This is a genomic window from Polymorphobacter fuscus, assembly GCF_011927825.1.
Lineage (GTDB): Bacteria > Pseudomonadota > Alphaproteobacteria > Sphingomonadales > Sphingomonadaceae > Sandarakinorhabdus > Sandarakinorhabdus fusca.
In genome coordinates this window covers 2,140,189-2,160,349 of record NZ_JAATJI010000001.1, presented here as the reverse complement: position 1 = coordinate 2,160,349, position 20,161 = coordinate 2,140,189, and the positions used below count along the sequence as shown (strand labels likewise).

Below are 20,161 nucleotides of genomic sequence, written 5' to 3'. Positions count from 1 at the left end.
GATTCCGCTTGCATCGGCAAAGCGCCCCGTGTAACCGCGCCCCTCGCCACGGAAACTTCGGTGGTCGAGCGGGCGTAGCTCAGGGGTAGAGCGCAACCTTGCCAAGGTTGAAGTCGAGGGTTCGAATCCCTTCGCCCGCTCCAGCCGCTGCGCGGCTGGAGCGTAGCGCAGCTACGATCAGACTCGCGCAAGGCCGGCCAGCGAGGCGGTTGGCCCTCCGCCAACCGATCTCGTCTGACGCCAGCATGGGCTTTGCCCATGCCTCTTCAGCGCCGCGAGCGCGCAGCGCAGCAGCGCGCCGACAGGCGCAAGATCGGCCGGCGAGGCAGCGCGGCCTTCCCGCGCTGAACTCGTCCGACGCCAGCATGGGCTTTGCCCATGCCCCTTCCCGACGTCACTCCTCTCTCTCCACCCGCCGCTCGAACACCCAATTATGGTCTTCATAGACCACATCCCCCACCGCCCGCCCCGCCGCATCCCGCGCCGGCCGATACCGGAACCGCTTCACCACCAGCGCGCACGTCGTCTCATCCAGAACCGCGCTCCCGCTCGATTCGACCACGTCGCAGCGCAAAACCCGGCCATTCGCCCCGATCGTGTAGCGCGCCACCAGCTGCCCCCCGAGCCCCGCCTCCACCGCCGCCCGCGGATAATCGCCGCTGCTGATCCGCCCTTTCAGCCAGCGCGCATGGGTGCCACCGCCGCCATCGCCATCCCCGTCGGCGCCCACGCCGGTGCCGGACCCGGCCCCGCCGCCACCGCTGCCCGGCCCCGCCACCGGCGCCGCGCCGGCGTCGCTGTCCGCCGCAAGACCGGCCACCGGCGCCGCGACGACCGGCGGCAGCACGATCACCGGAATCACCGGCGGCGGGATGACGATCGGCGTCGCCTTGGCCACGCGATTCGGCGGTGCCGCAGCGCCTTGCGGTCGTGGCGCCCTCCGCGCCGGCGGCGGCGGTGGCGGCGCCGGCAGGTCGGGCAGGGTGATCGCCACCATAGCCGGTTCGGGCGTCCGCACCGCCGGGTCGCCGGCCAATCCGATCAGCAGCGCATAGAACAGCCCGCCCTGCAGCAGCAGCGTCAGGATCGCCGCCTTGGCGCGATCGGACCGGGTCGAATGAAAGGCCATGCCGACAGCAACGTGGGTGGGGCGCCACGGGATGCAACCGCCGCGGCTTTCAACCCGTCCCGCTTATCCCCTATGAAGGGCGCATGGCCGGCCATCATCATGACCACAAGGCGCACGGCGGGCATGACCATGGTGGCCATGGCCACAGCCACGCGCCCGCCAGTTTCGGCCGCGCCTTTGCCATCGGCATCGGCATCAACCTTGCCTATGTGGCGATGGAGGCGCTTGCCGGGGTCGTCACCGGGTCGATGGCGCTGCTCGCCGATGCCGGCCACAATCTGTCGGACGTGCTGGGGCTGGCGGTGGCCTGGGCCGGGCTGCGGCTGGCGCTGCGGCCGCCATCGGCGCGCTTCACCTATGGCCTGAAACGCAGCGGCATATTGGCGGCGCTGCTCAACGCCGTGCTGCTGTGCGTCGCCTGCGGCGCTATTGCGGTCGAGGCACTGCGGCGGCTGCAGGACCCGCAGCCGGTGGCGGGCGATGTCGTGATGATCGTCGCCGGCATCGGCATCGTCGTCAACGGCTTCACCGCCTGGCTGTTCGCGCGCGGCAAGGACGGCGATGTCAACATCCGCGGCGCCTATCTCCACATGCTCGCCGACGCCGGCGTATCGGCAGCGGTCGTCGTCTCGGGCTTCGTCATCCTCAAGACCGGCTTGAACTGGATCGACCCGGCGCTCAGCCTGATCGTCGTCGCCGTCATCCTGCGCGGCACCTGGGGGCTGCTGCGCGAATCGGTGGCAATGGCGCTCGACGCGGTGCCCGAAGGCATCGATTCGACCGCCGTCGCCGATTTCCTCAAGGGCCGCCCCGGCGTCGTCACCGTCCACGACCTCCACATCTGGCCGATGGGCACCACCGACACGGCCCTGACCGCACACCTCGTCATGCCCGCCGGCCACCCCGGCGACGCCGCCCTCGCCGACCTTGCCCATGATCTCGAACACAAGTTCGGCATCGGCCATGCGACGATCCAGGTGGAAACGGGCGCTGCGGATTGCGGCCGGATGGCATGCGCCTAGCGGCTGAAAATCGCAGCTAGCAGGCGGCGATGCCCGGCGCTAACACGCCCCCATGCGCATCATTGATCACTATATCGCCGGCCAGTCGGTCGCCTCCGGCACTCGCCACAGCGACATTTTCGACCCCAACAGCGGCAAGGTCCAGGCCCGGGTCACGCTCGGCGACGCCGCCACGCTCGACCAGGCCGTTGTCGCTGCCCGCGCCGCCCAACCGGGCTGGGCCGCCACCAACCCGCAGCGCCGGGCGCGCGTCATGTTCGCCTTCAAGGCGCTGGTGGAGGCCGAGATCGACGATCTGGCCCGCATCCTGTCGTCCGAACATGGCAAGGTGCTCGCCGATTCGAGGGGCGATATCCAGCGGGGGCTGGAGGTCATCGAATTCTGCTGCGGCATCCCGCATGTGCTGAAGGGCGAATTCACCCATGGTGCGGGTCCCGGCATCGATATCTGGTCGATGCGCCAGCCCGTCGGCATCGGCGCCGGCATCACGCCGTTCAACTTCCCGGCGATGATCCCGATGTGGATGGCCGGCGTTGCCATCGCCACCGGCAACGCCTTCATCCTCAAACCCTCGGAGCGTGACCCGACCCTGCCGGTGCGGCTGGGCGAATTGTTCAGGCAGGCCGGCCTGCCCGACGGCGTGTTTTCGGTCGTCAACGGGGACAAGGAAATGGTCGACGCCATCCTCGATCACCCCGACATCGCCGCGGTCAGCTTCGTCGGTTCGTCCGACGTCGCGCATTATATTTCGTCGAAGGGCTGGGCCAACGGCAAGCGCGTCCAGGCGATGGGCGGCGCCAAGAACCACGGCGTCGTCATGCCCGATGCCGACCTCGACCAGGTGGTGCGCGACCTCGCCGGCGCCGCCTTCGGGTCGGCCGGCGAACGCTGCATGGCGCTGCCGGTCGTCGTTCCCGTCGGCGCCGACACCGCCGATCGCCTGCGCGACAAGCTGCTCCCCGCCATTGCCGCGCTGCGCATCGGCGTGTCGACCGACCCCGATGCCGACTATGGCCCGGTGGTGACCGCAGCGCACAAGGCGCGGATTGAATCCTACATCGACATGGGTGTCGCCGAAGGCGCCGAACTCGTCGTCGACGGCCGCGGCTTCACGCTGCAGGGCCATGAAGGCGGCTTCTTCGTCGGCCCGACGCTGTTCGACCAGGTGACGCCCGCCATGCAGAGCTATCGCGAGGAAATCTTCGGCCCCGTCCTGCAGATCGTCCGCGCCGATGATTTCGAGGCGGCGCTGAAGCTGTGCAGCGACCATCAATATGGCAATGGCGTCGCCATCTTCACCCGCAACGGCCATGCGGCGCGCGAATTCGCCGCCCGGGTCAATGTCGGCATGGTCGGCGTCAACGTGCCGATCCCGGTGCCGGTCGCCTATCACAGCTTCGGCGGCTGGAAGCGCAGCGCCTTCGGCGACATCGGCCAGCACGGCATGGAAGGCGTGCAGTTCTGGACCAAGCGCAAGACCGTCACCGGCCGCTGGCCCGATGGCGGGGTGGGGGACACGGGCTCGGCCTTCGTCATCCCGACGATGGCGTGACGGAGATACGCATGACCTACGAAACCCTCCTGATCGAGCAGCACGACGCGGTCACCCTCGTCCGCCTCAACCGCCCGCAGGCGCTCAACGCGCTGAACAGCCAGACGCTCGCCGACCTCATCGCCGCCTTCGCCGCCTATGATGCCGACCCGGCCCAGCGCTGCCTCGTCCTCACCGGCAGCGAAAAGGCGTTCGCCGCCGGCGCCGACATCAAGGAAATGTCGGAACAATCCTTCGCCGACATGTACGGCAGCAACTTCTTCGCCGGTTACGAACGCGTCACCGCCACCCGCAAGCCGGTCATCGCCGCGGTGGCCGGCTTCGCGCTCGGCGGCGGTTGCGAACTCGCCATGATGGCCGATTTCATCATCGCGGCGGACACGGCGAAATTCGGCCAGCCCGAAATCAAGCTCGCCGTCACCCCCGGCATGGGCGGGTCGCAGCGGCTGGTCCGCGCCATCGGCAAGGCGAAAGCCATGGAAATGTGCCTGACCGGCCGGATGATGGACGCCGCCGAGGCCGAACGTGCGGGGCTGGTGGCGCGCGTCGTCCCCGCCGAAGCGCTTGTCGCCGAAGCGCTGAAGACCGCCGCCACCATCGCCGCCATGGCACCGCTGGCGGTGCTCGCCGTCAAGGAACAGGTCGAAGCCGCGTTCGAAATGCCGCTGTCGGCGGGCATCCGCTACGAACGCCGGCTGTTCCACGCGCTGTTCGGGTCACAGGACCAGAAGGAAGGCATGGCCGCCTTCGTCGCCAAACGCCCCGGCGTCTGGACGGGGAAATAGGCCATCTCCCCTCCCGCCTGCGGGAGGGGTCGGGGGTGGGTTTTCGCAACAGACCTGCGAGAGGGCGTCGGTGGCCAGCCCCACCCCCGACCCCTCCCGTGAACGGGAGGGGAGCAACATGCCCATCATCGGCTTCATCGGCGTCGGCAACATGGGCGGCGGCATGGCCGCCAACCTGGCCCGCGCCGGCCACCAGGTCCGCGCCTTCGACCTGAACGAGGACGCCGTCGCCCGCGCCGTCGCGCAAGGCTGCACCGCCGCCGCCTCGGCACGCGCCGCCGCATCGGGCGCGGACGCCATCATCACCATGCTGCCCGCCGGCAGCCATGTCGCCGCGGCTTATGCGGGCGCGCTGTTCGCCGCCGCCAGCCCGCACGCCATCCTCATCGATTGTTCCACGATCGACGTCGCCACGGCGCGCAGCGTCGGCGAGGCGGCCGCCGAAAAGGGCCTGCACATGGTCGACGCCCCGGTGTCGGGCGGTACGGCGGCGGCCGACGCCGGCACGCTCACCTTCATGGTCGGCGGCCCCGCCGCGGCGTTCGACGCCGCCCGGCCGTTCCTCGAAACCATGGGCAAGGCCGTCATCCACGCCGGCGCCGCCGGCATGGGGCAGGCCGCCAAGATCTGCAACAACATGATCCTGGGCGCCACCATGGTCGCCACCGCCGAAGCCTTCGTCCTCGCCGAAAAACTCGGCCTCGACACCCAGACCTTCTTCGACATCTCGTCGAAAGCCAGCGGCCAGAGCTGGTCGATGACCAGCTATTGCCCCGTCCCCGGCCCCGTCCCCACCTCGCCCGCCAACCGCGACTATGCCGGCGGCTTCGCCACCGCCCTGATGCTCAAGGACCTCAAGCTCGCCCTCGCCGCCGCCACCACCGCCGGCGCCAGCGTACCCATGGGCGCCCAGGCCGAAGCGCTCTACCAGCTGTTCGCCAACAACGGCGGCGGCGGGTCGGATTTCTCGGCGATCGTGAAGCTGTTGCGGGGCTGACCCCCCTCTCCCGCTTGCGGGAGAGGTCGAGACGCGCCACTTGGCGCGCCGGGTGAGGGTGCGTCCTAACGCCGAAACACACGATGCCTCCGGCGGCTGGGGCCATTGGCCCCAGACCCCCTTCCTAAAGCATTTTCGGCTGTAAGATCATGGTTGCTGCTGTCTGTCGCGGCTAGGGAGCACCTAGAAGCGCTGTATTGGCCGCTTGGCCCGATCTGCCCGCATGGTGGTTCGGACGATGCGACCCACCTTGAAGGCAAGAAGCATCGCGCCGGTCTGGTTCAGCGCAACGCTTGCCGGAAACAATTTATCGTCACCGTTGGCAACGTATTCGAGCGCTCCGAGGTTCCGCTTCACAAGTGGCTGCCTTGCAACCACCTGATTTGCGCCAGCAAGAAGGGCATAATCGCCCATGAAATTCACCGCTTGCTCGGTGTCACTTACAAGACCGCTTGGTTCATGTGCCACCTCATTCGCATAGGCGAAGCACACATGTCGCGCTACTGCGCCGAATTTGATTTCCGCTACAACACCCGTAAGGCCAATGACAACGAGCGTGCCGACGTCGCCTTCTCTGGGCCGCTGGAAAGCGCTTGACCTGTCGGCGGGCTAACGCGGCCTAAGACTGCGCAAAAGCACGCGGCGGCTTTTCAACGCTGGCGCGCTGGCCAGAGGCCGTCTTAGGTTTGTGCGGCGTTGGCGGCGTTTTCAGCAGGCGCCGCAGGACATCGTCTTCGTTGACTGGGGGCTTATCAGTGGACACTGGGGAGTGCCTCTTTCACGATCCGACCCAGCGCCCCCAATTCGTCACCACGGTAATTAGCGACGGCGGACAGGCGGTTGTTGGCCTGCTGGCGTACCTTCGCGCTAATTGCCTTTTCCCGCTCTAACAGCGCCACAATCGACACTGCGGTGTGAGTTTCATGCTCCGCGCGCATCTGCATGTAGAGCGCTTCCAATACCCTTGCATCGCTGGTGCCAAGAAACACGCCAACAGGGCTCCTCCCCGGAGCTTGAAGAACAAAATCTGGAGTGAAGTCAGACAATTCGGGACTGATCTCTGTGCGCTCTGTGATGGTCATTCGATCGCCAGCAAGCTCTCGCAACCGACGTGCAACGTCGTCGCGAAACGTGCTCGCTACGCGATCTTCATTCAGCAGCAAAAGGTCGCCAACGCGAAGCAGAAAGGACACAAAGCGCATGGCAGCATGGGGCAACTCGCCACCTGCGACCGGGGCAAGCCTGAACTCGCGGTCATCTTCGTCTAATGTAACGCCATACTCGCGCTGCAAGGCCGCAAAGGCTTCGGCGCGGCCCTGGTTCTTTAGGTCCAGTCCGCTGGCTTCCAGACCAGGGAACACAAGGCCGCTATCCTGAACCTCGAACAGGCCAGTGGTGGAGTCCTCGCGCACATAGAACGCGATTCTATCGCCATCAGGAAACATGAAACCAGTGCTTACGGCCATGCCCATAGGCAGATCGTTGACCGTCAAGTCGTCACAGAAGGCGCGGCAGAGTTGCTCTTTCATCCGAATAACCCTCCCTCGCTAACGCCTATCCGAAACGTGCGATATGCCCGATTTGTGGCCTCTTGATGGCTCATTTCGTACTCGCGCGCGCGATGATACGCCCGAACTGCCGGTATGCGAATCCCCATATTTCGCTGCCGCGAAGTTTGGGCGTCGAACTCTGAAATTGCCGCGCATTTTGAATGCAGGTGCCAGCCTGGATGATCGCCATGGTATTCAAGGCTGGCCACAACCGTGTGAATCCCCGGCGATCTTTCGATGGAAAGCCACGCCTGATAATTTACCTTGTCGAGCCTGTAAGCCACCAGCAAGCGGCCCGGCACGCCGCCGCAATCTAATTCATCAACGCGCCAGTGCCACTGGTTGCCCAAGATGTAGCCACGCTTCCCAAGAGGGAACGACCCCTTGTGCATCTTGCCTTTCGGATTGAGCGCCCCACAGCGCCACTCGCCGGCCTTGGTGATAGTCTTAGCGCTGAGAAGGAACTTGCGGATTTCCATAGCCAAAACGTGACGGAATCATTCATTCCGGTCAACCGCTTTGTTACGTATATAATTACTGAGATGTCGGGCTAATTAACTCCGTTTGGTTCAGACAGCGATAACTGTTGCTGTGGATATACGCGCATTGTGGGTCCACGATATATTCGAAAGATTCCGACATGCATAAGGTGTTTTAAACTTCTGCATATTGTTTTGGGTTGAGATGTAGATTTATTAAAATTAAACTTGTTAACTAAACGCTATGCGCACGGTGGAGGAGCCGCCGGCCCTGCCCGCCGGAGGCGCTGCGCAATCTTGACAAATATCTCCATATAGGTTATAAACGCGGAGCGTCGCCGACTTCGGGGATAAAGATGACCAGTCGCACAAAGTTCTCCTCTCCCGCCTGCGGGAGAGGCGACACGCGCGCGTCGCGGAGGCGACATTTGTCGGGCGCCGGGTGAGGGTGTTCGCCCGCTCCGAGAAAAGCGCACACCCTCACCCACTCGCCCGAGGGAGAGTCCCCTCTCCCGCAGGCGGGAGAGGGGGGACGTGGGGAATGTCCGCACCCCAAATCACTGTGACTTTCGAGACTTTCTAAATTTCCGTTAACCAAGTCCGCCACCGCTGCGGCATGCCGACATTGGCCTTTTGCCGGCGTCCGCGCTAAGCGCGCGCTGTCATGTCGAAGCCCATCACCCTTGCCCTGCCCAAGGGGCGTATCCTCAAGGAAGCCCTGCCGTTGCTGGCGCGGCTGGGGATCGTTCCCGAGGCCGATTTTTCCGACGACAACAGCCGCAAGCTGATGTTCGAGACCAGCCGCGCCGATGTGCGGATCATCCGCGTCCGCTCCTTCGATGCCGCGACCTTCGTGGCCTTTGGCGCGGCCGAGATCGGCATTGCCGGCAACGACGTGCTGATGGAGTTCGCCTTTTCGGAACTTTACGCCCCCGTCGACCTCGGCATCGGCCATTGCCGGCTGTCCGTGGCGCAGCCGGCCGGGCTGGTGGAGGACATCCGCACCCTCAGCCATGTGCGGGTGGCGACCAAATACCCCGGCATCACCCGCCGCCATTTCGCAGCGCAGGGCATCCAGGCCGAAGTCATCAAGCTCAACGGCGCCATGGAGCTGGCGCCGCTGTGCGGGCTGGCGAGCCGCATCGTCGACCTGGTGTCGACGGGCAAGACGCTTGCCGAAAACGGCCTTGTCGAAACCGAGGTCATCGCGCCGGTGTCGTCGCGGCTGATCGTCAACCGCGCGGCGTTCAAGACGCATCCGGCCGTCGTGCCCATTGTCGACGCCATCCGCTCCCTTGTCGAAAAGACCCCCGATGCCGCAGCGGCTTGATTCCCGGGACCCGGGCTTTGCGGCGGCGTTCGCGGCGCTGGTCGATGCCCGGCGCGACAGCGATGCCGATGTGTCGGCCGATGTGGCGGCGATCATCGCCGATGTCCGCGCCCGCGGCGACGCGGCGGTTGCCGAGCTGACGGCGCGCTTCGACGCGCTCGACCTCGATGCCGCCGGCTGGGAGATTCCGCTCGCCGAACTCGACGCCGCCGTCGCCGGGCTGACGCCGGACCTGCGCGCCGCGCTCGACCTGGCGGCGACGCGCATCCGCGATTTCCACCTGCGGCAACGCCCGACGGACAATGACGCGACCGATGCCGCCGGCGTGCGCACCGGCGTGCGATGGAGCGCGGTGGAGGCGGCCGGCCTGTATGTGCCCGGCGGGCGCGCCGCCTATCCGTCATCGGTTTTGATGAACGCCATCCCGGCGGTCGTCGCCGGCGTGGAGCGGCTGGTGATGGTGACGCCGACGCCGGGCGGGACGGCCAACCCGCTGGTGTTGGCGGCGGCACGGCTGGCCGGTGTCACGCGGGTGTTCCGCATCGGCGGCGCCCAGGCGGTCGCGGCGCTGGCGCTCGGCACCGGCCGGGTGCCGCGCGTCGATGTCATCACCGGCCCCGGCAACGCCTGGGTGGCGGAAGCCAAGCGCCAACTGTACGGCATCGTCGGCATCGACATGATCGCCGGGCCGTCCGAAGTCGTCATCGTGTCCGACGGCGGTTCGAACCCGGACTGGATCGCCGCCGACCTGCTCGCCCAGGCGGAACATGACCCGGTGGCGCAATCGATCCTGCTGACGACGAGCGCTGCCGAAGCCGATGCCGTGGCGGCGGCGGTGGCGCGCCAGCTCGAAACGCTGCCGACGGCGAAGGTGGCGCGGCAGAGCTGGGACGATTTCGGCGTCATCGTCACGCTGCCCGATCTGGATGCGGCGCTGCCGCTGCTCGATGCGCTCGCCGCCGAACATGTCGAGCTGATGATCGACGATCCGCAGGCACTGTTCACGCGGATGCGCCATGCCGGGTCGGTGTTCCTGGGCCGCCACACGCCCGAGGCAGCGGGCGATTATCTGGCGGGCCCCAATCATGTCTTGCCAACCGGGCGGCGCGCGCGCTTTGCTTCGGGCCTGTCGGTGGTCGACTTCATGAAGCGCACGACCTTCCTCGATTGCGGGCCGCAGGGCCTGGCGGCGATCGGCCCTGCGGGGGCCGCGATTGCCGATGTCGAGGGGTTGGCTGCCCATGCCGCGTCCATCCGGCTGCGGCTGGAGGCCAATCTGCCATGAATGCCAGGACGATGCGCAAGCTGCGGCAGCTGCATCTCTACATCGGCGTGTTCTTTGCACCGGCGATCCTGTTCTTCGCCATTTCCGGCGGGCTGCAGACCTTCCGCCTCCAGCAGGCCAGCGGCTGGGACGGCGCGCCGCCGCCGCAATGGATGGCGTGGATGGGGAAAGTGCATATCGACCAGGCCAAGCTGCAGCCCGCGGGCAAGGCCGAGGCGAGCAAGCCCAAGCCGCCGGTGGACCCGGTCGTCGCTGCCGAACGTGCCGCCCGCCAGAAGGCGGCGCTGCCGATGAAGATCTTCACCGTCGCGCTGGCGATTGCGCTGTCGCTGTCGGTCCTGCTCGGCGCCGGCATTGCGCTCGGCATGCGCTCGACCCGGCGCGTCGCGACGCTGATGCTGATTGCGGGCGCGGTGGTGCCGATCCTGCTGCTGCGCTGAAACCCGGGGGCGCATCGCGCGTTTGGCAGAGATGGACCCGCGCACGCCCTATCGGCCGATTGGCGAAAACCCCGACCCGTCGCCGGATGCGGACGCCGACCCGGCGCCCGATTCGCCGCTGCCACGCAGCGAGGACGACGACCCGGCGCATGATGCGAGCGCCGCGCCCGACGATTAACGCGAATAGACCGCGCGTTCGAAGGCCGACAGCACCGAAAGCGCGCCGGCGTCGGCAAAGGGCAGCAGCTGCATCATCAACACGGCGGCGACGTCGCTGGCGGGATCGACCCAGTAATAGGTGTTGCAGATACCGGCCCAGAACAGACTGCCCGCAGCGCGGCCATCGCCGCCGGGCTCCGGGTTGATGAGGAAGCCCAGCCCCCAGCCGGCGGTCATGTCCGGGAACCATTCGACCCGCGCGCTGAACGCCGGCAGCGTCGTTTCCATGACGCCGGCGCGCAAGGCGCCGATCTGGTTGCGCGCCATGTCGGCGACGCTTTCGGGGCGCAGGATCACGGCGCCATCAAGGCTGCCGCCGTTCAGCAGCATGCGCAGGAAGCGCATGTAATCGCCGGCCGTGCCGCTCAGGCCGGCGCCGCCCGACAGGAATTCGCCGGCACCGCCGCTGATGGTGATGGGGAAGGGCGCGAGCCTGCCGTCCGGCTGTCGCGCCATGTTGGTGACCAGCCGCGCCTTGTGCGCCGCATCGAGGGTGAACATCGTGTCGGCCATGCCGAGCGGCCCGGTGACATGATCGGCGACATAGGTATCGAGCCGCTGGCCGCTGGCCGCCTCGACCGCCAGCCCCACCCAGTCGGTGCTGATTCCATAGGCCCAGCCGTCGCCGGGGTCGAACAGCAGCGGCGATCGCAGGCTGGCGCGGGTGCCGGGCGGCGGCGGGCCACCCGGGCCGCGGGCGCGCGCCATGTCGGCATGGACAAAGTCATAGCCGAGGCCTGAGGTATGGGTGAGCAGGTGGCGCAGCGTGATCGGCCGCGCCGCCGGCCGCGTGGCCACGCTGCCATCGTCGCCGAAGCCGGTGATGACACGGGCATCGGCGAGGTCGGGCAGCAACGGTGCCAGCGGGGCGTCGAGCGCCAGCGATCCGGCTTCCACCAGCTGCATCGCCGCAACCGACACGACCGCCTTGGTCATCGATGCCAGCTGGAACATGCTGTCCGCTGCCAGCGGCGTGCCCGTGCCATCGTGCCCGACGACGCATGTTTCGGTCACGCCGGCGCGGTTGCCGACCATGGCGACGGCGCCAGGAATGCCGGCGGTCGCCAGCGCTTTTGCAAGTGTCTCGGTGATCGTCATCATCCCCTCCCCGTCGAATGGGCACCGACCAACAACCGGGTGCAGGGCCGCCGGCCCTGCCCGCCGGAGGCAGGCATCAGTGCCGGAAATGCCGCATCCCGGTGAACACCATCGCCAGCCCGCGTTCGTCGGCGGCAGCGATAACATCGGCATCGCGGATCGACCCGCCGGGCTGGATGACCGCCGTCGCCCCGGCTTCGGCGGCGGCGATCAGGCCATCGGCGAAGGGGAAGAAGGCGTCCGACGCGACTGCCGAGCCGATGGTGCGCGGGTGCGCCCAGTGTGCGGCGGCGGCGGCGTCCCTGGCCTTCCACGCCGCGATGCGGGCGGATTCGAGGCGGTTCATCTGGCCGGCGCCGATGCCGGCGGTGCTGCCGTCCTTGGCGTAGACGATGGCGTTGGACTTGACGTGCTTGGCGACGACCCAGGCGAACATGCAGTCGTCGAACTCCTGGGGCGTCGGCGCGCGCTTCGTCACCACCTGCACCTGGTCGCGGGTGACGCGGCCATTGTCGCGCTGCTGCACCAGCACCCCGCCGGCAATGATCTTCGTCGTCAGCCCGCTGCGCGCCGGGTCGGGCAGGTCGCCGGTCAGCAGCAGCCGCAGGTTCTTCTTCTTCGCGAACACGGCGCGGGCGTCGTCATCGGCGTCGGGCGCCGCGACGACTTCGGTAAAGATGCCGCTGATCGCTTCGGCGGTCGGGCCGTCGAGCGGGCGGTTGACGGCGATGATGCCCCCGAAGGCGGAAACGGAATCGCAGGCGAGCGCTGCCTTGTAGGCGTCGATGAGCGTGTCGGCGGTGGCGACGCCGCAGGGGTTGGCGTGCTTGACGATGACCACGGTCGGCGGGCCATCGCGGAATTCGCTGACCAGCTCGAGCGCCGCATCGGCATCGGCATAATTGTTGTAGCTCAGCTCCTTGCCCTGCACCTGAACGGCCTGGGCGATGCCGCGGGCGGCGGGGCCCGTCGGCACATAGAGCGCGGCCAACTGGTGCGGGTTTTCGCCATAGCGCAGCATGGCAGCGCGGCGCGAGGCCATGACGCGCAGCGGCGCAAAGGTTTCGCCCTGGTCGACGCCGGCGAACCAGCCTGACACCGCCGCGTCATAGGCGGCAGTATGGGCGAAGGCGGCGGCGGCGAGTGATTTGCGCAGCGCCAGGTCGGTGGCGCCGTCATGGGCGTCCAGCGCCGCAAGCAATGCCGGATATTGGTCGGGGGCGGTCAGGATCGCGACATGCGCGTGGTTCTTGGCCGCCGAGCGGACCATCGCCGGGCCGCCGATGTCGATATTCTCGATGATCTCGTCGCGGCCGGCGCCCTTCGCCACCGTGGCGGCAAAGGGGTAGAGGTTGATGATGGCAAGGTCGATCGGCAGGATGTCATGCGCCGCCATCGCCGCCATGTGATCGGGCACGTCGCGATCGGCGAGCAGGCCGCCATGGACCTTGGGATGCAGCGTCTTGACGCGGCCGTCCATCATTTCGGGAAAGCCGGTCAGGTCGCTGACGTCATCGACGGGCAGGCCGGCGTCGCGCAGCGCCTTCGACGTGCCGCCGGTGGACACCAGCGCGACGCCGCGTGCGGCCAGTGCCGCGCAGAGTTCGACGATGCCGGTCTTGTCGCTGACCGAGATCAGCGCGCGGCGGATGGGGACGAAGTCGGGCATTGCAGGTCCTTGATGGGTGTTGGGCCGGTTACTTGCCGGCGCGTTTGAAGCTCCAGCCGATGCTGGCTGCGGCCTTTTCGGTGCGGGCGCTGATTACCAGCTGGACGGTGCGATGGACATGGCCATCGGCATCGATCCACAGCGAAGGTTCGATGGTCACCAGCCCGCCGCCCGGGCCGAAGCGTGCCTTCATCGCCCAGACCCGCCCGGCCGGCAGCTTGAGCAGCGCGCCGGCCCCATCGGCAGTGGGGGTGGCGGCAACGCCGGGGCCGAGGTGGAAGCGGATGTCGAACGCGCGGTCCACCCGGCGTTGCAGCGCCGACCGCGGGGCCGGCTCCACCGTGTCCTCGCCGCGCACATCCTCACCGTCGGGGGACAGGAACAGGCGCCGCCGGACGGTCATGCCGAAGCGCCTGGCATAGCCATCGTGGCTGGCCTCGATCCAATGGCCTTCCTCGCTGTGGCGGGTCTGGACGACGACTTCCTCGACGCCGAGGCCGAGGGCGCCCTTGTTGGCGCCATCCTCGCGGATACGGGTGGAATTGGTGTCGGCGATGGTCAGCGTCGAATGGGCGGCGGTGGTGCGCAGGCCATCGGCCAGCGCTGCGGGCAGTGGCGACGCCAATCCGCGCGTACCACCGCAATTGGTCACCAGCCGGTCGGCCCCATCGCTCATTTCGAACGCCAGCGTGCCGGCATGGCCGATGCGCGACACCCGCGCCGGCGGCGGCGGGCCGGCGTCGATGACGAGGATGGTCTTGCCGGCCGACAGCCGGTGATAGCCCGACCAGCGCCCGGCCCGGCTGATTTCGGTGCCGGTGGCGGCGCGCTTTGCCAGCCGTTCGAGCGGCAGGGCGCCGATCACGGCGCCGCCGTGCCAGCCGCCGATCATGGCATCGCCCAGCGCCAGCCCGCGCAGGCTGGGCACCAGCCGCGCCAGCGTATCGGCGAACAGCGGTGCCGGCCGCACCCCCAGGCTCGGCGCTGCAGCGGCGGTGAACAGCAGCAGTTCCGCCAGGGCCAGCGCATCGACCGGCGCCCGGGTGACGATGCCGCCATCGGGCAGCACCAGGGCCGCCAGCAGCGTGTCGAGCCCGGCCAGGGCAACGGCAGCGCGCGCTTCCCCGCCGGGAATCAGCAGGCCGGCGGCATAGAGCCCGCACAGCGCCCGCGCCCGCGGCAGCCCGTCGGGCAGGCGGAAAGCAGCGCGATCGAGGTGCCGCGCCCAGGTCGCCATCGCCGACAGCACCAGCGACCGATAGACCTGGTCCGACGATGACAGCACCAGCGGGGCATGGCCGAGCGCGAACAACAGCCGGGTGCCGGTGACATCGGCGCGCCAGGCGGCGGCGTCGAACACCCCGAAGCGCGCCAGCCAGCGCGCCACCAGCGGTTCTGCCACCGCCGCGCCGGCGCGTGCATCGGTGGCAGCGGCGAGGTCACGCAGCCATTCCCAGCCATTGGCCCAATCCTGCCATGCGGGCGGGGCGCCGGCCTCGCTGAAGCTGAGGTCGCGAGTCATCACCATATGGCCGGCGTGGATCATGCGGCCGGCGACCAGCCGTTCGCCGATGGCGGCATCGCCCGGAATCGGATCCTGCGGCACGCCGAGCAGCTTCAGCGGATAGCGGCCGCGCAGCCGCAGCCGGTGCAGGGGGGTGCGGTAGAGCGAGGTCGAGACGCGGGCCGCAAGGCGTTCGGTCAGCGACAGCCCGCGGTCCCCGGCGACCCGGAGCAGGCGGCGTTCGCCTTCGTCGTCGGTGGCGGCAGGGGCTTCGGGAGGCGGCGCGGGTCCGGTCTTTCGCGCCATCGCATCAACCCCGCAGGGCGGCGATGTTGGCGGCGTATTGGCCCGCCCCGCCCCGGAAGGTGGCGGTGCCGGCGACGAGCACATCCGCCCCCGCGGCAATGGCCCGGGGCGCCGTAAGCGTATCGATGCCGCCATCGACCTGCAGGTCGATGCTGCGCCCGGTGCGGTCGATCATCTTGCGGACGGCCTCGATCTTCTTCAGCTGGCCGTCGATGAAGCTCTGGCCGCCGAAGCCGGGGTTGACGCTCATCACCAGCACCAGGTCGATATCGTCGATGAGATAATCGAGCATCTTGGCGGGCGTGCCGGGGTTGAGCGAAACGCCGGCCTTCTTGCCCAGCGCCTTGATGCGCTGGACGGTGCGGTGGACATGCGCGCCGGATTCGGGATGGACGGTCAGGATGTCGGCGCCGGCCTCGGCGAAGGCGTCGAGAAACGGATCGGCGGGCGCGATCATCAGATGCACGTCCATCACCAGATGCGTGTGCGGGCGGATCGCCTTGACCACCATCGGTCCAATGGTGATGTTGGGGACGAAATGCCCGTCCATGACATCGACATGGACATAGTCGGCGCCGGCGGCGGTGATCGCCCGCACTTCCTCGCCTAACCGGGCGAAATCCGCCGAAAGGATCGACGGGGCGATGCGAACGGGGGCTTGCATGGCAAGGCTCTAGCAGCGCGCGGGCGCCAGGGGTAGGGGATCGTTACGGGAAATTTCAGGCCGAACCGGCGCGGCGGCGTGCCACCGCGGCGCGGCGCACCAGGTCGAGCAGCGTCGCATGGGCAAGGGTTTCGCCAAGGCTGCCGCGCGCCTTGATGCCGCGTTCGGCGCCGAGCAGATCCGCCAGCGCCGCCGCCAGCGCCGGGGTTGTCCAGGCGCCGAGCTCGGCGACCATGGCGTCCTTTTCCTTCCAGAAAATCGGCGGCCGCGCCGCCTCCACCACCGCCCGCGGCGCGGCACCGCCATCGACGGCGCTGCGCAATGACAGCAGCAGCATCATGCGCCGTTCGACGGCGCGCAGCGCGACAATGCCCAGCCCCGGCGTCAGCCGCGCCAGCAGGTCGGCGGCCTGGTCGACATGGCCGCCCGCAATCGCACCCGCCAGCCCGAACTGGTCGGCATCACCGGCGCCCGCGGCCAGCGCCGCCACGGCATCGGCCTCCAGCGGGCGCGGCCGGTCGGGGGTCGCATCGAGATAGAGGCCGAGCTTTTCCAGCTCGCGGCGCATCACCATGCGGTCGCCGCCCGCCGCTTCGAACAGCAGCATGGCGGCATCGCGGGTCGGCCGCAGGCCCAGCTCGGCGCCGATGTCGGACGCCAGCCGGCCGGCATCGCGGGCGCTGGGTTCATAGCTGATCAGCGCCGCGATCGCCGGCGACCGGTCGGCAAGCGCCTGCAGCTTGCTGCCCTTCTTCAGGCTGCCGGCGAGAGCGACGACGGGGTTGCCCGGCGGCCCCGCGAGCAGCGCCTCGACCGCATCAAGGCCATTGTCGTCCAGCCCTTCGACGCGCACCAGCGTGCGGTCGCCGAACATCGACATGGCACCGGCGGCGGCAACCAGCGCCTGCGGATCGGCGGCGAGCGACGCGCCGTGCAGGGTTTCGACCGCCATCGGATTGCCGGCGTCGGCGAACTGGCGAGCGAGCGCATCGGCATGGTCGCGCGAGGCAGCGCCATCGGGCCCGTGCAGCAGGACCAGCCGCAGGTCATCGGGCCACCGCCGGGCGATGGCGGCGATGCGCGCCGTGTCCGCCTTCACTTCTGCGGTTGGCCGGCGTTGGCGTAGCGCGCGATGCGGGCCGCGATCTGCTGCGCGATTTCGGTCGAAAGCCGTTCGAGCGCGGTGGTTTCGGCGGCGACCACGGCGTAATTCGAGCTGACGCGGTCGATGCCCGCGTCCGACCCGGCGGTGGCGTCGACGAGCACGGCGTTGGTGGCGATATCGACGAGGCGGTAGCGGGCGCGCAGCGTCCGCCGTTCGCGCGAGGCGGAGTTGTCGCCGCGGACGCCGAAGGCAAGAATCTGGTCGTCGAGCTCCACTTCGAGCCGGTAGCGCGGCGCGGCGACCGTCTGCCCGAAGCGATCGATCAACGCCTGGCGGACAAGGAATCCCGACCGGTCGGGGATTGGCGGAACCTCGATCTGCGTCATCAGCACGGCCGGCGCACTGGTGCTGCCACCCGAATAGACCGGCGCCAGCCCGCAGGCCGAAAGGCCGAGGGCGGCGACGGCCGCAGCGAGAAGGCGCGGATCAGACGACAAGGTTCACCAGCCGATCGGGAACGACGATGACCTTGCGCGGCGCCAGCCCGCCGAGCGCGCGGACGATCTTGTCGCGCGCCAGCGCCTCGGCCTCGACCGCTGCCTTGTCGGCGCCCTTGGCGGTTTCGAAGCTATCTTTGAGCTTGCCGTTGACCTGGATGGCGATGGTCACGACGTCGTCGACCAGCAGCGCCGGATCGGCGACCGGCCACGGCGCGTCGGCGACGAGGCCCGATTGGCCGAGCGTCGCCCAGGCCTCTTCCGCCAGATGCGGCGCCATCGGCGCGACGAGGCGGAGCAGGATCAGGATGGCGTCGGTCCGGCCGGGTCCGGCCGCGGCCTTTTCGATGGCGCTGACCAGTTCGTACAGCCGGGCGACGGCCTTGTTGAACTGCAGCCGGTCGATGTCGGCGGTGATCGCGGCGACGGCGCGATGGACGCTGCGCGTCAGCTTGCCGTCGTCGTCGCCGGTGGCCGGTGCGGTTGCGGCGTCCTCGGCGAGCCGCCAGACGCGCTGGACGAAGCGCCACGCGCCTTCGATGCCGGCTTCGGACCAGGCGAGATCACGTTCGGGCGGCGAATCGGACAGCACGAACCAGCGCACTGCATCGGCGCCATAGGTCGCGATGATATGGTCGGGGTCGACGACGTTCTTCTTCGACTTCGACATCTTGATGACGCGGCCGACATCGACCGGGGCGTCATCGGCCTTCAGCGTGGCGCCGGTGCCGGTGCGGACAATGTCCTCGGGCGCGAAGAACAGCGGCGCGACGCCTTCGCCCTGCGCGCGCGAATAGGTTTCGTGCGTCACCATGCCCTGCGTGAACAGCCCGGCAAAGGGTTCGGCGACGTCGATCATGCCGATGCGGTTGAGCGCCCGGGTCCAGAAGCGGGCATAGAGGAGATGCAGGATCGCGTGTTCGACACCGCCGATATATTGGCCGACCGGCAGCCATTGCGCCGCGACCGCCGGGTCGAACGGCCGGTCGGCGGGCGCGCTGGCGAAGCGGATGAAATACCAGGACGAATTGACGAAGGTATCGAGCGTGTCGGTCTCGCGCCGCGCCGGGGCGCCGCACTGCGGGCAGGCGACATGCTTCCACGTCGGATGATGGTCGAGCGGGTTGCCGGGACGGTCGAAGCCGACATCTTCGGGCAGCACCACCGGCAGCTGGTCATTCGGCACCGGCACCGCGCCGCAGCCGTCGCAATGGATAATGGGGATCGGCGTGCCCCAATAGCGCTGGCGCGACACGCCCCAGTCGCGCAGGCGATATTGGGTGACGGCGGTGCCCCAGCCTTCGGCCTGCGCGCGGGCGATGACGGCGGCCTTGCCGGCATCGATGTCCATGCCGTCGAGCCAGCGCGAATGCACCAGCCGGCCGGGGCCGGTATAGGCCTCGTCGGCAACGGCCAAGTCCGCCTCGCCTTCGGGGGCGACCACGCGAGTCACCGGCAGGGCATATTTGCGGGCGAAATCGAGGTCGCGCTGGTCATGCGCCGGGCAGCCGAAGATGGCGCCGGTGCCATAGTCCATCAGCACGAAATTGGCGACGAACACCGGCAGGGTGATCGTCGGGTCGAGCGGGTGGACCACCGACAGGCCGGTATCGTAGCCCTTTTTCTCCTGGCCCTCGATATCGGCGGTCGCCGTGCCGCCGGCGCGGCATTCGGCGATGAAATCGGCAAGCCCCGGGGTGGTCTCCGCCAGCGCCGTGCTGATCGGGTGGTCCGGAGCCAATGCTGCGAAACTGGCGCCGAACAGCGTATCGGGGCGGGTGGTGAAGACGTCGAAGCTGGTGTCGGCGCCGACGACGGCAAATGTGAAGCGAAGTCCCTGCGACCGGCCGATCCAGTTGTCCTGCATGAGCCGGACCTTTTCGGGCCAGTCCGCCAGGGTTTCCAACCCGGCGATCAGGTCGTCGGCGAAATCGGTGATGCGCAGGAACCACTGGCTCAGCCGGCGGCGTTCAACAACGGCGCCCGACCGCCAGCCGCGGCCATCGATGACCTGTTCATTGGCGAGCACGGTCATGTCGACCGGATCCCAGTTGACCGCCGATTCCTTGCGATACACCAGCCCGGCGGCGAGCAGATCGAGGAACAGCGCCTGTTCCTGCCCATAATAATCAGGCTCGCAGGTCGCCAGCTCGCGGCTCCAGTCGAAGGCAAAGCCCAGCCGCTTCAACTGCGACCGCATCGCTGCGATATTGGCGCGCGTCCAGTCGCCGGGGTGGACGCCGCGCTCCATGGCGGCGTTTTCGGCCGGCATGCCGAAGGCGTCCCACCCCATCGGGTGGAGCACTTCGAAACCCTGGGCGCGGCGGGTGCGGGCGATGACATCGCCCATCGTGTAGTTGCGGACATGGCCCATGTGGATGCGCCCCGACGGATAGGGGAACATCTCCAGCACATAGGCCTTGGGCCGCGGCGACGCGTCATCGGCGCGAAAGCTGTCCGCTGCCGCCCATGCCGCCTGCCAGCGCGTTTCGGCGCCCTGATAGTCGAATTTCTGTGCCATTCGGGTCTG

Annotated in this window: 18 protein-coding genes, 1 tRNA gene and 1 pseudogene; 10 read left to right on the top strand and 10 right to left on the bottom strand. The window is 68.3% G+C overall.

From position 1 onward, the window contains the following. Positions 1-68: 68 nt before the first annotated feature. A tRNA-Gly gene (locus tag GGQ62_RS10260) sits at positions 69-143 on the top strand. 251 nt (positions 144-394) lie between these two features. On the opposite strand, the gene GGQ62_RS16620 is transcribed toward GGQ62_RS10260, so the two are convergent. Then, positions 395-1,129, bottom strand: coding sequence for an energy transducer TonB (locus tag GGQ62_RS16620; RefSeq protein WP_152577400.1), 735 nt, complete (start codon positions 1,127-1,129; stop codon positions 395-397). An 83-nt stretch (positions 1,130-1,212) separates the two neighbouring features. On the opposite strand from GGQ62_RS16620, the gene GGQ62_RS10250 reads away from it, so the two are divergent. The 5 genes and pseudogenes from GGQ62_RS10250 to GGQ62_RS10230 all read left to right on the top strand — a co-directional run. Beyond that, positions 1,213-2,151, top strand: a complete 939-nt coding sequence (locus GGQ62_RS10250; protein ID WP_152577401.1) for a cation diffusion facilitator family transporter — start codon at positions 1,213-1,215, stop codon at positions 2,149-2,151. Between the two features lie 52 nt (positions 2,152-2,203). Beyond that, positions 2,204-3,703: a CoA-acylating methylmalonate-semialdehyde dehydrogenase gene (locus GGQ62_RS10245; protein WP_152577402.1), complete on the top strand. Its 1,500-nt coding sequence runs from the start codon at positions 2,204-2,206 to the stop codon at positions 3,701-3,703. Between the two features lie 11 nt (positions 3,704-3,714). Next, the gene (locus GGQ62_RS10240) at positions 3,715-4,488 is read left to right on the top strand and encodes an enoyl-CoA hydratase-related protein (protein WP_152577403.1); all 774 of its coding nucleotides are present in this window, start codon (positions 3,715-3,717) and stop codon (positions 4,486-4,488) included. A gap of 118 nt (positions 4,489-4,606) precedes the next feature. Then, the gene (gene mmsB / locus GGQ62_RS10235; protein ID WP_152577404.1) at positions 4,607-5,485 is read left to right on the top strand and encodes a 3-hydroxyisobutyrate dehydrogenase; all 879 of its coding nucleotides are present in this window, start codon (positions 4,607-4,609) and stop codon (positions 5,483-5,485) included. 153 nt (positions 5,486-5,638) lie between these two features. Beyond that, positions 5,639-5,962: pseudogene (locus GGQ62_RS10230) on the top strand (transposase); the annotation flags it as partial. Positions 5,963-6,237: 275 nt separating this feature from the next. On the opposite strand, the gene GGQ62_RS10225 reads toward GGQ62_RS10230, so the two are convergent. Together GGQ62_RS10225 and GGQ62_RS10220 are read right to left on the bottom strand one after the other, a co-directional pair. Further along, the gene (locus GGQ62_RS10225; RefSeq protein WP_152577406.1) at positions 6,238-7,014 is read right to left on the bottom strand and encodes a DUF1828 domain-containing protein; all 777 of its coding nucleotides are present in this window, start codon (positions 7,012-7,014) and stop codon (positions 6,238-6,240) included. Next, positions 7,011-7,514 carry a hypothetical protein gene (locus tag GGQ62_RS10220; RefSeq protein ID WP_152577407.1) on the bottom strand — a complete coding sequence of 168 codons (504 nt, stop codon included), beginning with the start codon at positions 7,512-7,514 and terminating at the stop codon, positions 7,011-7,013. The genes GGQ62_RS10225 and GGQ62_RS10220 overlap by 4 nt, the downstream gene beginning before the upstream one ends. A gap of 664 nt (positions 7,515-8,178) precedes the next feature. On the opposite strand from GGQ62_RS10220, the gene hisG reads away from it, so the two are divergent. From hisG to GGQ62_RS10200, 4 genes are read left to right on the top strand one after another with little or no spacing between them, the layout of a single operon-like run. Then, positions 8,179-8,844 (top strand): ATP phosphoribosyltransferase, encoded by a 666-nt coding sequence (hisG, locus tag GGQ62_RS10215; RefSeq protein ID WP_152577408.1) that lies wholly within the window; start codon positions 8,179-8,181, stop codon positions 8,842-8,844. After that, positions 8,828-10,129, top strand: a complete 1,302-nt coding sequence (gene hisD, locus GGQ62_RS10210; protein ID WP_152577409.1) for a histidinol dehydrogenase — start codon at positions 8,828-8,830, stop codon at positions 10,127-10,129. Before hisG ends, hisD begins: the two co-directional genes overlap by 17 nt. A gap of 11 nt (positions 10,130-10,140) precedes the next feature. After that, positions 10,141-10,569, top strand: coding sequence for a hypothetical protein (locus tag GGQ62_RS10205; RefSeq protein WP_167649572.1), 429 nt, complete (start codon positions 10,141-10,143; stop codon positions 10,567-10,569). A 31-nt stretch (positions 10,570-10,600) separates the two neighbouring features. Continuing rightward, the gene (locus GGQ62_RS10200; protein WP_153401217.1) at positions 10,601-10,747 is read left to right on the top strand and encodes a hypothetical protein; all 147 of its coding nucleotides are present in this window, start codon (positions 10,601-10,603) and stop codon (positions 10,745-10,747) included. Here GGQ62_RS10200 and GGQ62_RS10195 read toward each other — a convergent pair. The 7 genes from GGQ62_RS10195 to leuS form a co-directional block, all read right to left on the bottom strand. Then, positions 10,744-11,889, bottom strand: coding sequence for a serine hydrolase domain-containing protein (locus GGQ62_RS10195; protein ID WP_167649571.1), 1,146 nt, complete (start codon positions 11,887-11,889; stop codon positions 10,744-10,746). The two genes, GGQ62_RS10200 and GGQ62_RS10195, sit on opposite strands and share 4 nt — an antisense overlap. Before the next feature lie 73 nt (positions 11,890-11,962). Further along, positions 11,963-13,555 carry a bifunctional phosphoribosylaminoimidazolecarboxamide formyltransferase/IMP cyclohydrolase gene (gene purH / locus GGQ62_RS10190; protein WP_152577412.1) on the bottom strand — a complete coding sequence of 531 codons (1,593 nt, stop codon included), beginning with the start codon at positions 13,553-13,555 and terminating at the stop codon, positions 11,963-11,965. A 28-nt stretch (positions 13,556-13,583) separates the two neighbouring features. Further along, positions 13,584-15,365 carry a heparinase II/III family protein gene (locus GGQ62_RS10185; protein WP_167649570.1) on the bottom strand — a complete coding sequence of 594 codons (1,782 nt, stop codon included), beginning with the start codon at positions 15,363-15,365 and terminating at the stop codon, positions 13,584-13,586. A 4-nt stretch (positions 15,366-15,369) separates the two neighbouring features. Further along, positions 15,370-16,029: a ribulose-phosphate 3-epimerase gene (gene rpe / locus GGQ62_RS10180; RefSeq protein WP_152577414.1), complete on the bottom strand. Its 660-nt coding sequence runs from the start codon at positions 16,027-16,029 to the stop codon at positions 15,370-15,372. A 55-nt stretch (positions 16,030-16,084) separates the two neighbouring features. Beyond that, positions 16,085-17,128 carry a DNA polymerase III subunit delta gene (gene holA, locus GGQ62_RS10175; RefSeq protein ID WP_152577415.1) on the bottom strand — a complete coding sequence of 348 codons (1,044 nt, stop codon included), beginning with the start codon at positions 17,126-17,128 and terminating at the stop codon, positions 16,085-16,087. After that, positions 17,125-17,631, bottom strand: a complete 507-nt coding sequence (lptE, locus tag GGQ62_RS10170; RefSeq protein ID WP_152577416.1) for an LPS assembly lipoprotein LptE — start codon at positions 17,629-17,631, stop codon at positions 17,125-17,127. The genes holA and lptE overlap by 4 nt, the downstream gene beginning before the upstream one ends. Then, the gene (leuS, locus tag GGQ62_RS10165) at positions 17,621-20,152 is read right to left on the bottom strand and encodes a leucine--tRNA ligase (RefSeq protein ID WP_152577417.1); all 2,532 of its coding nucleotides are present in this window, start codon (positions 20,150-20,152) and stop codon (positions 17,621-17,623) included. Before leuS ends, lptE begins: the two co-directional genes overlap by 11 nt. Positions 20,153-20,161: the final 9 nt, after the last annotated feature.